The sequence below is a fragment of the Rhizobium sp. 2YAF20 genome (assembly GCF_052114685.1).
Classification (GTDB): Bacteria; Pseudomonadota; Alphaproteobacteria; order Rhizobiales; family Rhizobiaceae; genus Rhizobium.
Map to the genome: position 1 here is coordinate 79,260 of NZ_JBFRFF010000002.1, position 15,256 is coordinate 94,515.

Annotated in this window: 11 protein-coding genes; 6 read left to right on the forward strand and 5 right to left on the reverse strand. The window is 59.5% G+C overall.

Annotation, left to right across the window (positions count from 1 at the left end; genetic code table 11):
• Window positions 1-5: 5 nt before the first annotated feature.
• Both lptE and leuS read right to left on the reverse strand, forming a co-directional pair.
• Complete coding sequence (gene lptE / locus AB4Z52_RS04535) at window positions 6-527, reverse strand: LPS assembly lipoprotein LptE (RefSeq protein ID WP_442216721.1); 522 nt, start codon at window positions 525-527, stop codon at window positions 6-8.
• The gene (gene leuS / locus AB4Z52_RS04540) at window positions 517-3,147 is read right to left on the reverse strand and encodes a leucine--tRNA ligase (protein WP_442216722.1); all 2,631 of its coding nucleotides are present in this window, start codon (window positions 3,145-3,147) and stop codon (window positions 517-519) included. The genes lptE and leuS overlap by 11 nt, the downstream gene beginning before the upstream one ends.
• 198 nt (window positions 3,148-3,345) lie before the next feature.
• On the opposite strand from leuS, the gene AB4Z52_RS04545 reads away from it, so the two are divergent.
• Complete coding sequence (locus AB4Z52_RS04545; protein ID WP_442216723.1) at window positions 3,346-4,005, forward strand: YggS family pyridoxal phosphate-dependent enzyme; 660 nt, start codon at window positions 3,346-3,348, stop codon at window positions 4,003-4,005.
• A gap of 83 nt (window positions 4,006-4,088) precedes the next feature.
• On the opposite strand, the gene AB4Z52_RS04550 is transcribed toward AB4Z52_RS04545, so the two are convergent.
• Entirely contained in the window at window positions 4,089-4,790 is a 702-nt protein-coding gene (locus AB4Z52_RS04550; RefSeq protein ID WP_442216724.1) for a DUF1013 domain-containing protein, read from the reverse strand.
• Window positions 4,791-5,022: 232 nt separating this feature from the next.
• Between AB4Z52_RS04550 and acs the strand changes: the two genes are divergently transcribed.
• The gene (acs, locus tag AB4Z52_RS04555) at window positions 5,023-6,981 is read left to right on the forward strand and encodes an acetate--CoA ligase (RefSeq protein WP_442216725.1); all 1,959 of its coding nucleotides are present in this window, start codon (window positions 5,023-5,025) and stop codon (window positions 6,979-6,981) included.
• Between the two features lie 568 nt (window positions 6,982-7,549).
• Here acs and AB4Z52_RS04560 read toward each other — a convergent pair.
• Window positions 7,550-7,777, reverse strand: coding sequence for a DUF1674 domain-containing protein (locus tag AB4Z52_RS04560; RefSeq protein ID WP_442216726.1), 228 nt, complete (start codon window positions 7,775-7,777; stop codon window positions 7,550-7,552).
• A 105-nt stretch (window positions 7,778-7,882) separates the two neighbouring features.
• Between AB4Z52_RS04560 and htpX the strand changes: the two genes are divergently transcribed.
• The 4 genes from htpX (at window position 7,883) to purH (ending at window position 13,781) form a co-directional block, all read left to right on the forward strand.
• The gene (gene htpX / locus AB4Z52_RS04565) at window positions 7,883-8,866 is read left to right on the forward strand and encodes a zinc metalloprotease HtpX (RefSeq protein WP_442216727.1); all 984 of its coding nucleotides are present in this window, start codon (window positions 7,883-7,885) and stop codon (window positions 8,864-8,866) included.
• A complete protein-coding gene (locus AB4Z52_RS04570) occupies window positions 8,857-10,269 on the forward strand; it encodes an RsmB/NOP family class I SAM-dependent RNA methyltransferase (RefSeq protein WP_442216998.1) in 1,413 nt (470 codons plus the stop codon). Before htpX ends, AB4Z52_RS04570 begins: the two co-directional genes overlap by 10 nt.
• 172 nt (window positions 10,270-10,441) lie before the next feature.
• Window positions 10,442-12,061, forward strand: a complete 1,620-nt coding sequence (locus tag AB4Z52_RS04575; RefSeq protein ID WP_442216728.1) for a heparinase II/III family protein — start codon at window positions 10,442-10,444, stop codon at window positions 12,059-12,061.
• Window positions 12,062-12,164: 103 nt separating this feature from the next.
• Complete coding sequence (gene purH, locus AB4Z52_RS04580; protein WP_442216729.1) at window positions 12,165-13,781, forward strand: bifunctional phosphoribosylaminoimidazolecarboxamide formyltransferase/IMP cyclohydrolase; 1,617 nt, start codon at window positions 12,165-12,167, stop codon at window positions 13,779-13,781.
• Between the two features lie 58 nt (window positions 13,782-13,839).
• On the opposite strand, the gene AB4Z52_RS04585 is transcribed toward purH, so the two are convergent.
• Entirely contained in the window at window positions 13,840-15,234 is a 1,395-nt protein-coding gene (locus AB4Z52_RS04585) for an MFS transporter (RefSeq protein WP_442216730.1), read from the reverse strand.
• Window positions 15,235-15,256: the final 22 nt, after the last annotated feature.

The following is a 15,256-nucleotide window of genomic DNA, read 5'->3' on the forward strand; positions in this document are numbered from 1 at the left end:
CGCTATCAGCGGCTGAGCGCGGCAGAAATGTCGGCACCGACGAGCTCGGCCGCCTCTCGGGCGGCACGATCTTCTGAATCGCGAATAGCGCGCTGCTTGGCGAATTCCTGCGTCGGAAAGTCAACCAGAGCAATCGCCGATCGGCTGCCTGCCTTCAACACCTTGCCGTCACTCGCGTTTTTGAGAACGAACGACGCGGTCACGACGGTCCGGCCTGCCTGCGAAGTGTCGGAGGAGGCGAGATATAGAACGCCTGCCGTCCCGGCAGTCACTGTCAGCGTAACGTTATACAGCGGCTTGGTCGGCTCGCCGGCGCCACGGCCTGCAATGAAAATGAGCTGGTTCCTCACCTCCTGGGCAACGCGTGTCGAGGCGGGCGAAAAAGAAACGGACGACAACTTCGCCGTAACGCCGGTGCTTTCTGCATAGAGAGGGCGAACCTGACATGACGACAGTGCCAAGGGAACAACGATGAGCGTGACGACGCCCGTGATACGCGCGAGGTTCGAAATGAAATCAGACGACAATGTTTACGATCCTCTGTGGAACGACAATGATCTTCTTCGGCGCCTGACCATTCAACGCGCTTTTGACAGCATCCAAGGCGAGCACGGCTTCCCGCACGGCACTTTGATCCGCATCGCGCGAGATTGTCAATTCGGCGCGTTTCTTGCCATTGATCTGAACAGGAAGAAGGATGTCGTTTTCCACGACCAACGCTTCATCGAAGGTCGGCCACGCCGACATTGCGATCAGATGAACGTTCCCTATCGCTGCCGAGCATTCCTCAGCAAGATGCGGCGTGATCGGCGCGACGATCGCAATCAGGATCTCCACAGCTTCGCGAACAGCCATACGGTAAACCGCGTCAGCCTCTCCGACCGCAATCCTTGACAATGGGGCCGCCAGCGCATTGACGAATTCGTAGATGCGGGCGACGGCCTTGTTAAAGGCAAGTTTGTCGTAGTCGCCCTGGACGGCTTTCAACGTGCGATGGGCAATCTGAGAAATCGCCAGCGCATCACCCTCCTTAGCCGGAGTCCCTTTGATAGATCTCAACACATCGCATGCTTCGGATACCAAACGCCAGACACGCTGTGTAAAACGATGAGCACCTTCGACGCCCGCCTCCGACCAGATCACGTCACGATCCGGCGGACTATCGGATAGCACAAAGAAGCGAGCGGTATCAGCCCCGTAGGAGGCGATGATATCATCCGGATCGACGACGTTCTTCTTCGACTTGGACATCTTCTCGATCGAGCCGATGGTGATCTCTTCGCCGGTTGACAGCAGCAGCGCCCGTCGCTTGCCGTCGATTTCCTCTATGCGGATATCGACTGGCGGAACCCACTCGCGAGCAGCGCCCTTTCCACGGCTATAGGTCTCGTGGACGACCATGCCCTGGGTGAACAAGCCCTTGAACGGCTCCTTGACGTCGACATGACCGGTTTCCTTCATCGCGCGGGTGAAGAAGCGGGAGTAGAGCAAATGGAGAATGGCGTGCTCGATGCCGCCGATATACTGATCGACGGGCAGCCAGTGGTTTGCCGCCGCCCTGTTTGTCGGCTCCTGTTCCCAGGGAGCGGTAAAGCGCGTGAAGTACCAGCTCGAATCAACGAAGGTATCCATTGTGTCCGTTTCCCGCCGCGCGTCCTTGCCGCAATGGGGACAGGCCACATGCCGCCAGGTCGGATGGCGATCGAGCGGATTGCCGGGCTGATCGAAGGTGACGTCGTCCGGCAGCTTCACCGGCAGGTCCCGCTTCGGCACGGGCAGTACTCCGCAGTCTTCGCAATGGATGACCGGGATCGGGCAGCCCCAATAGCGTTGGCGTGAGATCCCCCAATCGCGAAGCCGGAAGTTGACCTTCCGCTCGCCCTGGGGAGTGTTGCCGAGCGCCGCCGCCGATAGCCTCGTCGCGACGGCATCGAAAGCCTCCGTTGTTGTCATACCATCGAGAAACCTGGAATTGATCATGATACCGTCACCGTCATAGGCGACCTCGCCGACGGTAAAGCTTGCTGCGTCACCATCCGCAGGCATGACCACTGGTATGACGGGTAGGTTATATTTGCGAGCGAAATCAAGGTCACGCTGGTCGCCGGAAGGGCAACCGAAGATGGCGCCAGTGCCGTATTCCATCAGTACGAAGTTGGCGATATAGACGGGCAGCTCTGAGGAGGCGTCGAGCGGATGCTTGACGCGGATCCCGGTGTCCATGCCCTTCTTCTCAGCCGTTTCCAAGGCAGCGACGGACGTTCCGGCGCGGCGGCATTCCTCGCAAAAGGCCTCGACGGCAGCGTCTCTTGCTGCGGCTTCCTTCGCAAGCGGGTGATCGGCGGAAATTGCCAGGAAGGAGGCGCCAAAAAGGGTGTCGGGCCGCGTTGTATAGACGGCAATCTCCCTTTCGTCGCCCTGGGCTGTGCCAGGCACGATCTCCCACCGGATCGACATGCCTTCCGAACGGCCGATCCAGTTCTTCTGCATCAGCCGTACCTTTTCCGGCCAGTGGTCGAGCGTGTCCAGCGCGTCGAGCAAATCCTGACTGAAGTCAGTGATCTTGAAGAACCATTGCGTCAACTCGCGCTGCTCTACCAAAGCGCCGGAGCGCCAGCCGCGTCCGTCGATCACCTGCTCATTGGCGAGAACGGTGTTGTCGACAGGATCCCAATTGACCTTGGATTTTTTGCGGTAGACCAACTCCTTTTCCATCATGTCGATGAAGAGCATCTGCTGGCGATGGTAATATTCGACGTCACAGGTCGCGAATTCGCGGCTCCAGTCGAGCGACAGGCCCATCGCCTTCAACTGGGCCTTCATCGAGGCGATGTTCTGATAGGTCCACTCTTTCGGATGTACTTTGTTATCGCGTGCGGCGTTTTCGGCCGGCATGCCGAAAGCGTCCCAGCCCATCGGGTGGAGAACATTATAGCCGCGTGCGCGCTTGTAGCGGGCAACGACATCGCCCATCGCATAATTGCGAACATGGCCCATGTGAATCCGGCCGGACGGATAGGGAAACATCTCGAGGACGTAATATTTCTCGCGTGGGTCGTCATTGTCGGTGACGAAGACCTCTTCGTCATTCCATTTTTGCTGCCAGCGAGGCTCGGCATCGCGTGGGTTATAACGTTCGGTAGCCATTTAATCTGTATTCCGGAGATCATGGGGAGTTGGCCGTGACCTTCATCATGAAACCAACCAAGCGTCAAGTTTAGCGGGGACCGCAATTGCCCTATCGGGCCCTGCGGCGAAGTATTCAGCCCATCGCCTCTTGGCAATCGCCTTGCGGCTGGCTACTGCGATTGGTGGAAAAACTGCAACATATGTCGAGGTGCGGCTATGGAACTTCAAGAGCGGCTGGAAGACGTGCGCGCACATATCGAGAAAGCGGAGCGCGAGGCCGGCCGGCCGGCCGGGACTGTCCAGCTTGTCGCTGTTTCCAAGACCTTCGATGCTGCTGCCATTCGGCCGGCGATTGCGGCCGGACAACGGGTATTTGGCGAAAATCGCGTTCAGGAAAGTCAAGGCAAGTGGCCTGAACTCCGGGCTGAAATCGCGGGTCTCGAGTTGCATTTGATTGGACCGCTGCAATCGAACAAGGCAAGTGAGGCGGTAGCGCTCTTCGATGTCATCGAGACGGTGGACCGGGAGAAGATCGCCCGCACACTCAGCGAGGAGATGAAGCGTCAGGGCAAGTATTTGCGGCTCTACGTCCAAGTGAACACCGGGCTTGAGCCGCAAAAGGCTGGAATTACCCCGGACGACACGGTCGGCTTCGTAGAGTTATGCAGGGCTGAGCTGGGGCTGACGATCGAGGGACTGATGTGCATCCCGCCGGCAGACGAAAATCCGGGGCCGCATTTCGCCCTTCTCGCCAAATTGGCTGGCGAGTGCAATGTAGCGAAACTGTCGATGGGCATGTCGAGCGACTATGAGATCGCTGTGGCTTTCGGCGCGACCAGCGTTCGCGTCGGGTCAGCAATCTTCGGGGCCCGCTGAACCTCTCCTACCGTTGTGGCCGGCCACTCAACAAAAAAACCCCGGCCAAGCCGGGGTTTAAACGTCGGACCGATAGTTTCGGCTTAATACTGGTCGTCGTCCTCGTCCCTGGTGGTCGACTTCAGCGACTTGAGCTTGGCGAAGACGGCATCGGCGTCGATTTCCTTTTCCTTTTCTTCGCGCTGGTAGGTGAAGCCGAGCTTCTCGGTCTCCTGAGCCGGCTGCAATGTTGCGCCGAGTTCGGCAGCGGTTGGCAGCGGACGGCCCTTGGCGGCCTTCTCGACTTCCATATCGAGGTCGATCTGGCTGCAGAGACCCAGCGTCACCGGATCCATCGGCGCCAGATTGGTCGAGTTCCAATGGGTGCGATCGCGGATTTGCTCGATCGTCGATTTGGTCGTGCCAACGAGGCGGGAAATCTGCGCGTCCTTCAGCTCCGGATGGTTGCGCACCAGCCACAGAATAGCGTTCGGGCGATCCTGGCGCTTGGAGACCGGCGTATAGCGCGGGCCGCGGCGCTTAGATTCTGGAACACGCACTTTCGGCTCAGAAATCTTCAACTTGTGGTTCGGGTTCGCCTCGGCGCGGGCGATCTCGTCGCGGGAAAGCTGGCCTGTGGAGATCGGGTCGAGACCCTTGATGCCCTGGGCGGCTTCGCCATCGGCGATTGCTTTAACCTCAAGCGGATGCAGCTTGCAAAACTGCGCAATCTGTTCGAACGACAATGCCGTATTGTCGACAAGCCAGATGGCCGTAGCCTTCGGCATAAGCAGTTGTTGAGCCATGGATATAGTCCTTCTATCAGTCCGCGCCGGGGCCGCGGTCCGTGGTAACACCACCAATTTCCGGGAAATTGTGCCCTATATAACCTCAGTGTCGAAGAATTGCAATTCTTTGCCGTTCAAATGACCTTTGTCTAATTGCCGCCGTAACTTAAGCTGCTATTGATTGCCCGAAAGCCCCACCATCTTTCTCGGGAAAGATGATGGCGGGGCTGATATTTCGAGGAGGAAAATCATGTCGGAAAATATTTACCCGGTTCGTAAATCGGTAGAGGCGCGTGCGCTCATCGATCGGGAAAAATATGAGAAATGGTATCGGCAAAGTGTCGAAGAGCCCGATAAATTCTGGGGCAAGCACGGCAAGCGCATCGACTGGTTCAAGCCCTATACGAAGGTCAAGAACACCTCTTTCACAGGAAAGGTGTCGATCAAATGGTTCGAGGATGGCCTCACCAACGTCGCCTATAATTGCATTGACCGGCACCTGAAGAAGCGTGGCGATCAGGTTGCCTTCATCTGGGAAGGCGACAACCCCTACATCGATAAGAAGGTAACCTACAACGAGCTCTACGAGCAGGTTTGCCGCATGGCGAACGTGCTGAAAAAGCACGGCGTCAAGAAAGGCGATCGCGTTACCATCTACATGCCGATGATACCCGAGGCCGCCTATGCGATGCTCGCCTGCGCGCGGATCGGTGCGGTCCATTCCGTTGTTTTCGGCGGCTTCTCGCCCGATGCCCTGGCCGGGCGTATCGTCGACTGCCAGTCGACATTCGTTATTACCTGCGACGAGGGCCTTCGCGGCGGTAAGCCCGTGCCGCTCAAGGACAATGCCGACACMGCGATCCATATTGCTGCCAAACAGCTTGTCATGGTCCAGAAGGTTCTGGTCGTTCGCCGSACGGGAGGCAAGACAGGATGGGCGCCGGGACGCGATCTCTGGTATCACCAGGAGATAGCCACGGTGAAGGCGGATTGCCCACCGACAAAGATGAAGGCGGAAGATCCGCTTTTCATTCTTTACACCTCAGGTTCWACMGGCAAGCCGAAAGGCGTTCTGCATACGACGGGCGGTTATCTCGTCTATGCGGCGATGACGCACGAATACACGTTCGACTATCATGACGGCGATGTCTACTGGTGCACGGCAGACGTCGGTTGGGTGACCGGCCATTCCTACATYGTCTACGGTCCGCTCGCCAACGGCGCGACATCGCTGATGTTCGAGGGCGTACCGAACTTCCCCGACCAAGGTCGCTTCTGGGAGGTGATCGACAAGCATCAGGTCAATATCTTCTACACGGCACCGACGGCGATACGCTCGCTGATGGGCGCCGGCGACGAGTTTGTGAAGCGCTCTTCGCGCTCAAGCCTGAGATTGCTCGGCACCGTTGGCGAGCCGATCAATCCGGAAGCCTGGGAATGGTATTACAACGTCGTCGGCGACGGTCGCTGCCCGGTCGTCGATACCTGGTGGCAGACGGAAACCGGCGGCCACATGATCACCCCCCTGCCGGGKGCCACCGATCTGAAGCCGGGCTCGGCCACCAAGCCCTTCTTCGGCGTGATACCGCAGTTGGTCGATGGCGAAGGCAATGTGCTGGAAGGTGCTGCTGACGGCAATCTTTGCATCGCCGACAGCTGGCCGGGCCAGATGCGCACCGTCTACGGCGACCATGAGCGTTTCATCCARACCTATTTCTCGACCTATAAGGGGAAATATTTCACAGGAGACGGCTGCAGGCGGGATGCCGACGGCTACTACTGGATCACCGGCCGCGTCGACGACGTGCTCAACGTCTCCGGTCATCGGCTGGGGACGGCGGAAGTCGAATCGGCACTGGTGTCACATCATCTGGTCTCAGAAGCTGCGGTCGTCGGCTATCCCCATTCGATCAAGGGCCAGGGCATCTATTGCTATGTGACGCTGATGGCCGGCCACGAAGGCACCGAGGCTCTGCGCAAAGACCTAGTGAAGCATGTGCGCACGGAAATCGGCCCGATCGCCACGCCGGATAAGATCCAGTTCTCCCCCGGTCTGCCAAAGACGCGCTCAGGCAAGATCATGCGCCGCATCTTGCGGAAAATCGCCGAGGATGATTTCGGCGCGCTGGGCGACACCTCGACGCTGGCCGATCCCGGCGTGGTCGACGATCTCATCGCCAACAGGCAGAACAAGGTGGACGCGGCTTGATTGAGCGACCGCATGCAAACAACGCGCCGCTTCATTCCAGGAGGCGGCGTTTTCATTTCGACCGGCAATGCGCCGCCGGCCTGTGGCCGCCATTGTATGGGACGGCCTGGCCGGTGGCGAGTAGATCATGAGCCGGATTCCCCCGTCCTTCGTCGTGACATCGGCAAGAATCCTGCCGAAATATTTGTCGCCTGAATTCCTGGTCTGCTCCACCTTACCGGTGGCAGGCATAATTTCCTAGAGAGCCGCCTGGGCTCGCTCGGCAGCGGCGCGAAACTCTTCGCATTTCGAGTGAAACTCGGGCGCGTCAATCCCGCGCTGTCACCCATAGACCTCGATCGTCTGTTGCGGCCAGGGCGACGCCTCGACAAGGATATCGTGTTGCCATCGATGACGTGATCTATTTCCGCCGATATCGGTCCATCGACGACCTCGTTGATTGTGTTGGCGTGCACCGTCGTTCCGCAAAAATGCAGAGCCAGCAACGCCAAAATTACCGCGAAATGAGATCGAACCATTGTCAGGGATTATTTCCTGACAATGGTAAAAGCCAGTAGGAATATCTACCTTAAAAGTCGATAGCTCGACCGTTGATCTCCCAATCGCCGAAACGCGCGGGATCGGCGCCCCCGCGTCCGCCGATTTCAGGTGGCTGGTCGGATTGGGCTTGTCTCTTTCGGCGCTCCTCGGCCTCGGCCAGGGCGCGTTTTGCAGCGGGGGACAATGGCTTTTGAGGGGCTTTTCTCTCGGTTTCCACGTTGACGGTCCCGATATCGTCGTTGTCAGCTATCTGCATGCGGCACTTTGAACCAAACTTGAAATAGGCAGGCGAATAGCCAGATTATAATGCGTCCCGGGCGAATATAAAGACCGGGCCGATGATTTGCCTAAAGAGGTATCTATGAACATTGTTCGGACAGCCATGTTGCTGGCCTTCATGACGGCACTATTCATGGGTGTCGGCTACCTGATCGGCGGCCGGGCTGGGATGACGATCGCCTTCGTGGCGGCGCTCGTCATGAATTTCTATTCCTACTGGAATTCCGACCGGATGGTACTTTCCACCTACAACGCGCAGGTGGTGGATGAACAAAGCGCGCCGGAATTCTATGCGATCATTCGCAATCTCGCTCGCAATGCCGGCCTGCCGATGCCGCGGGTCTATCTTTACGACAGCCCGCAACCGAACGCCTTTGCCACTGGCCGCAATCCTGACAATGCCGCAGTTGCCGCCTCGACCGGCCTGCTCAATGCGCTGACCGGCGAGGAAGTTGCCGGCGTCATGGCGCATGAGCTTGCGCATGTTCAAAACCGTGACACGCTGACAATGACCATTACTGCGACGCTTGCCGGGGCCATTTCGATGCTCGCAAACTTTGCTTTCTTCTTTGGCGGCCGGAGGGACAGCAACAATCCCCTGGGTTTTGTCGGTGTTCTCGTTGCAATGATCGTGGCGCCGCTAGCGGCGATGCTGGTCCAGATGGCGATCAGCCGAACTCGTGAATATTCGGCCGACCGGCGTGGTGCGGAGATCTCGGGTAACCCGCTCGCACTCGCGTCAGCACTCGGAAAGATCGCCCGTTCCGCCGGGGAAGTGCCGAACTACGAGGCTGAGCGCAACCCTGCGACCGCGCATATGTTCATCATCAATCCCTTGTCCGGCGAACGGATGGACAATCTCTTTTCCACCCATCCGAACACGGACAATCGCATTGCTGCGCTCCACGAGATGGCGAGGCGTAGCAACCAGAGCGCGGAGCCAAATTCGCATATCGTCTCGACGGGGCCGGTCCGGCCTGCTAGTCCGGTGCGCAAATCGCGCTCCGTCCCCGATACCGGCCTCGGCCGCGGTGGAACACAGCCGCCCAAAGGACCCTGGTCTTGAATTCAGACGATACAGACAAAGCCGCCGCCAAGGGACGTAATTCCACAACAGGAAGACGCGACCACCAGCGACCGATTTCTTCGCTGCCGGCAAAGCCCGGTCTGGCCGCGCGGGCGGCCGCATCGAAGATCCTCGCTGCCGTCATTGACCGCAAGACTCCGCTCGACGGCATGCTGGATGCGGAGGGTGGCAACCCGGCCTATCGGGTTCTCGAAGACAACGACCGGGCGCTGGTGCGCGCCATCCTGAATTCGGCGCTTCGCCATCTGCCGCGTATCGAGGCAGCAATCGCATCGATGTTGGATACGCCCCTACCCGAGGGTGCGCGGGCGTTGCACCACGTATTGGTCGTTGCCGCAGCGCAGATGCTTTATCTCGACGTGCCGGATCACTCGGCGGTCGATCTGGCGGTCGAGCAGGCCAACCAGGATCCGCGCAACCGTCGCTTCGCCAAGCTGGTCAACGCGGTTCTGCGCCGAATCGGGCGGGAAAAGCAGGCAATTCTCGACCGCACGTCCAACGTCCCGGCCATGCCGCTTTGGTTTTTGAAACGTCTTGAGGCAGCATACGGGCGCGAGGCGGCGCTTGCGATTTCGGATACGCAGCTCGAACCCGCGGCGATTGACGTCACCGTCAAGTCCGATCCGCAGGGTTGGGCAGATCGCTTGAATGGCATTGTGCTGCCAACGGGGGGAGTAAGGCTTGCCGCCTTCGACGGTTCGATACCCTCGCTCGACGGCTTTGTGGAGGGGGAATGGTGGGTGCAGGATGCTGCCGCCAGTATTCCCGCCAAGCTGTTCGGTTCGCTCGCTGGAAAACGCGTGGTCGATCTTTGCGCCGCGCCTGGCGGCAAGACCGCGCAGCTTGTTCTGGCTGGCGGTATAGTCACCGCGCTCGATCAGTCTGCCAGTCGGTTAAGACGGCTGTCGTTGAACTTGGAGCGACTGGGGCTGAAGGCGGAGACCGTGGTTGCGGATATGGCGAAATTCGAGCCGGCCGAGCTTTTCGACGCGGCTTTGCTCGATGCGCCCTGCTCGTCGACCGGCACGACAAGGCGCCATCCCGATGTGCTCTGGACCAAGGGGCCGGAAGATATTGCCAAGCTTGCAGCCCTTCAGGAGCGGTTGCTCGTCCATGCGCTGACGCTGGTAAAGCCCGGCGGCATTGTTGTCTTTTCCAATTGCTCGCTCGATCCGTCCGAGGGGGAGCAACTTGTCGCGCGCGTGCTGGCGAATAATGCCGGAGTAGAGCGCGTGCCGATCAGCCCGGATAGCTGGCCGGGGCTTGAAGCGGCTATTTCACCGCTCGGCGAATTCAGGACGACACCATCCATGTTGCCGATGTCGCAAGGTTTTGCGCCCGGTCTCGATGGATTTTTTGCGGCTGTTCTTCGCCGGAAGTGATGGGTGGGGCTAGCTACGCAATAGCCCCCGCCTGATCAAAATGGATCATACCGGGTCGAATTGACCATTTGCTAACGTCCCCTTAACGATGGGGGCGGAGAATAAGCGCGATTAAATACGCAGAATTGGCAGGCGCTTTGTGAGTTTATACGTGCGGGAAGCATGGCGGCGGATGTTGCGTCGCACAGCGTTGGCGCGTTTGCGCCTTACCCGCCATACGGTACGCGTGCCGGAACGATTGATCGTCGCGCCGACAGATTTGCGAAGCATCGATCCCTTTGTTGCGGCCGAAATCATCAATGGCCGGATCCCGCTTGCTGGTCGGGTGCTCGAGACCAACGGTCGCTCACCCTTCGTGCTGGAATTGCCGTCGCAGATGTTTGCTACACGCCTGCATAGTTTTGGCTGGCTTCGGCATATGCGCGCCGACAAGACGGACCAAGCCTGCGCCCAGGCACGGGCGATCGTCAACGAGTGGATCAGCGTTCACGGACGCCGCCCCACGGGGATTGCCTGGGAGGCCGACATTGTCGCCCAGCGGATCATCGCCTGGCTGTCGCATTCTCCCGTCGTCCTGCAAGGGACAGACAGCGGCTTTTACCGGCGCTTCATGAAGTCGCTCACCCACCAGGTTCGCTATCTCAGGCATGTCGCCGCGACGGCGTCGGATGGTGAAGTACGGTTTCGGGTCCGCATCGCGCTGGCCGTGGCTTCGGTGGCAATGCCGGCACGGCTATCGACCGTCCGGCGCGCCGGCCAGGCGCTTGATCGGGAGATCGACCGGCAGATCCAGCCCGACGGATCGCATATATCACGCAATCCCCGTGCCGCGCTGGAACTGCTTCTCGATCTGCTGCCGCTGCGACAGACATATGTCAACCTCGGCCACGACGTGCCCGCACGGTTGATAGCCGGGATCGACCGAATGTATCCTGCGCTGCGCTTTTTTCGCCATCAGGACGGCGATCTGGCGCTGTTCAATGGCGCCACATCCACGCTTGCCAATGAGCTGATGTCGGTGCTGCGCTACGACGAGACAGCCGGGCAGCCCTTCAAGGCCCTGCCGCAGGGTCGCTATCAACGGCTATCGGCCGGACAGACGCTGTTGATCGTCGATACCGGCCTTCCCGTTTCGAATGACCTGTCGCGGACGGCGCATGCCGGCTGTCTCGCTTTCGAGATGTCGTCTGGCAAGCATCGTATTGTCATCAACGCCGGCTCGCCGAAATTTGCCGGCGGTCGCTACGTGCAGATGGCCCGCGCCACGGCCGCGCATTCCACGGTCACACTCAACGACACCTCGTCGATGTCTTTCTCGCGCTCCGATCTGCTCGGGCCGGTGGCGGTGAGCGGGCTGCGCAAAGTCGATGTCGAGCGAATGGAGACCGAGGATGGGCGCGATTGCGTAAAGGCATCGCACGACGGTTACCTCCAGGCTTTCGGTGTCCACCACGAGCGTGAGCTGACGTTGAATGCGACAGGAACGATCGTGACCGGCCGCGACCGGTTCTATCCACCGGCGGGGAAGAACATGGCCGCTGGGGAAAATCGCGCCTCGGCGCGCTTTCACATTCATCCTTCGATTGCCATGATGCAGTCGGACTCAGAATCGGTGATGCTCAAAGCGCCGGATGGTGAAACCTGGGTATTCTCGTCCCCCGGCAATGAAGTTCTGTTGGCCGAGGACGTCTTTTTCGCCGACGCTTCGGGCGTCCGGTCGTCCGAGCAGATCGAAGTGGTGTTCTCGCTTTCGGAAAAGCCGGAGATCCGGTGGTTTTTATCCCGTCGTTGAGCGGCCAAGTGTTTTCTCTGCGGTGAAGCTGTGCTAACGCGGCGCCATAGCCTCATGGCGTCCCTCGCCGGATGTCTCCCGCACACCAGATCGGAGAAAATTCATGGCCGTCGTTTCGAAGAAGATCCCTGCCCCCGATAAGGTGAAAATCAAAATCGCGCTTTTGTCCGTCTCTGACAAAACTGGCATCGTCGAACTTGCAAAGGCTCTCAGCGATATTGGCGTTCGCCTGCTGTCGACCGGCGGTACGCACAAATCGATCGCCGCTGCCGGCATCGCCGTCACCGATGTTTCCGAGGTCACGGCGTTTCCGGAGATCATGGACGGGCGCGTAAAGACGCTTCATCCGAAGGTGCACGGTGGGCTTCTCGCCATCCGCGACGATCCGCAACATCAGGCGGCAATGAAGGAGCACGGCATCGAGGGGATCGACCTCGTGGTCGTCAATCTCTATCCCTTCGAAGAGGTCCGCGCTGCAGGCGGCGACTACCCCACGACAGTCGAAAACATAGACATCGGCGGTCCGGCGATGATCCGTGCCTCCGCCAAGAACCACGCCTATGTGACAATCCTCACAGATCCGGCCGATTACCCAGCTCTGCTCGACCAGCTTTCGACGGATGCCGGCCAAACGGCCTATGCATTCCGTCAGCGGATGGCCGCAAAGGCGTACGCTCGCACCGCAGCCTATGACGCTATGATCTCAAACTGGTTTGCCGAGGCGCTTGAGATTGCCACACCACGCCACCGGGTCATCGGCGGCGTGCTTCGCGAGGAGATGCGCTATGGAGAGAATCCGCACCAGGCGGCGGCGTTTTACGTCACAGGTGACAACCGACCTGGTGTATCCACCGCGACGCTGCTTCAGGGCAAGCAGCTCTCCTACAACAATATCAACGACACGGATGCCGCCTACGAGTTGGTCGCCGAGTTCTCGCCGGCAAACGGTCCCGCTTGCGCTATCATCAAGCATGCGAACCCTTGCGGCGTCGCGACGGGACCAACTCTTGCCGAGGCCTACAAAAGGGCGCTTGCCTGCGACAGCGTTTCAGCATTCGGTGGTATCATTGCGCTCAACAGCCTGCTGGATGCCGAGACCGCAGAAGAAATCGTCAAGCTGTTCACCGAAGTCATTATTGCACCAGCGGTCAGCGACGAGGCAAAGGCGATCATCGCCCGCAAGCCCAATTTACGCCTCCTATCCGTGGGCGCCCTGCCCGACCCGCGTGCGCCGGGTTTGACCGCAAAGACCGTCTCCGGCGGCCTGCTTGTCCAGAGCCGCGACAACGCCATGGTCGATGATCTGGAGCTGAAGGTGGTGACGAAGCGCGCGCCGACCGCGCAGGAACTGATCGACATGAAGTTCGCCTTCCGCGTCGCCAAACATGTGAAGTCGAATGCCGTCGTCTATGCCAAGGATGGCCGGACCGCCGGCATCGGCGCCGGCCAGATGAGCCGGGTCGATTCAGCGCGTATCGCCGCGATCAAGGCGGAAGATGCCGCCAAGGCCATGGGCCTTGCCGAGCCGCTGACCAAGGGATCGGCAGTCGCTTCTGAGGCCTTCCTGCCGTTTGCCGATGGTTTGCTGTCGGCGATTGCCGCCGGGGCCACTGCCGTCATCCAGCCGGGCGGATCGATGCGCGACGAGGAAGTGATTGCCGCTGCCAACGAGCATGGCGTTGCCATGGTCTTCACCGGCGTTCGTCATTTCCGCCACTGACGGATATTCCCGCACGAATAACAGATATCCATGGGTGAACGCTGCTTCGTGTGACCCGTCAGCGCTTCTTGGGAACGTCGGCGGGATAGGGCGTCGGCAAAAGCACCAGCAGGCCGCCGGCTAGGAAGATGATCAGCGTCGCCATGCCATAGCGTGCCGATCCAGTCCAATAGGTGACGATCGAAAAGAATAGCGTTGCCATGAAACTGGTGGCGCGGCCGGAGAGTGCGTAGATGCCAAAATACCGGCCGGCCTCAGCCAGGCTGACACTGCGGGCCAAGTAGGACCGCGATGAGGCCTGCACCGGCCCGAATGCGAGGCCGATGAGAAGCCCGTAGAGAATATAGGCCTTTTCAGCAGCGGTGCCGAATAGACCACCGGCGTTTTCCGTCGACAGTTTCACGAGACCGAACAGCGTGAAACCGGGCCCGGTGGAAATGATGCCGATTGTGGCAACAAGCAGCATGGTCAGGCTGACGACGACGGTCGTCTTCGAGCCAAGCCGCTTGTCGAGGCGTCCGGCAATCAGGCAGCCGAAGATGGCAACGACATTGAGAATGATTCCGTAGATGCCGATTTCGATGGTAGGCCAGCCGAACATGCCCGCCGCGAAAGTCCCACCCAGGATGAGGACGCCGTTGACGCCGTCCTGATAGATCATCCGCGCGAACAGGAAACGGGCAATGCCCGGACGGTGCTTGAGATCGGCTAGCGTCGTCTTCAACTCCGCAAGGCCAGACCGGACCGCAGGGCCGAGCGGCAGACCGCGCCTGGCGTCCGGTGTAAAGAAGAACATCGGCAGGATGAAGATCGCATACCAGACCGCCGATATGGGCCCCGTGATGCGGGCGTCCTGGCCAAGGGTTGGGTCAAGGCCGAACAGGGGCATCAATCCGAGGATCGTCTTGCCGGTCTCGGGGCTTCCCGCCAGCAACACGACGACCGTAATGAGCACGATCATGCCGCCGAGATAACCAAGACCCCAGGCCGTATTGGAAAGCCGGCCGACATCGTCCTTGCTGACCAGCCGCGACATCATCGAATCATTGAAGACAATCGAGAATTCGGCCGAGATCGAGGCAAGGATCATGAAGATGACGGGATAAATGATGGGTGAGCCCGGAGCCGCCGTCCAAAGGCAGAAAAGGCTGGCGATCTTTATCACAGCAAAGAAGCCGATCCACGGCTTGCGAGCGCCAGATTGATCGGCGATGGAGCCGAGAACCGGGGAGAGCACGGCGATAATGATCGATGAGATCGTCGCCATGTTGCTCCACATGGCCTGCGCGCTGACAGGGTCTGTGGTTAGCCGAGAGACGAAATAGGGTCCGAAAATGAAGGTGGTGACGACGGTGAAAAACGGCTGTGCTGCCCAGTCGAACAGCATCCAACCCCAGATGCCGCGCGCCGGCACCTTGGCTGGCGCGCCGTCGCCGATATGCACAATTTCCAAGCCTCTTACCCCTAAAATCGCT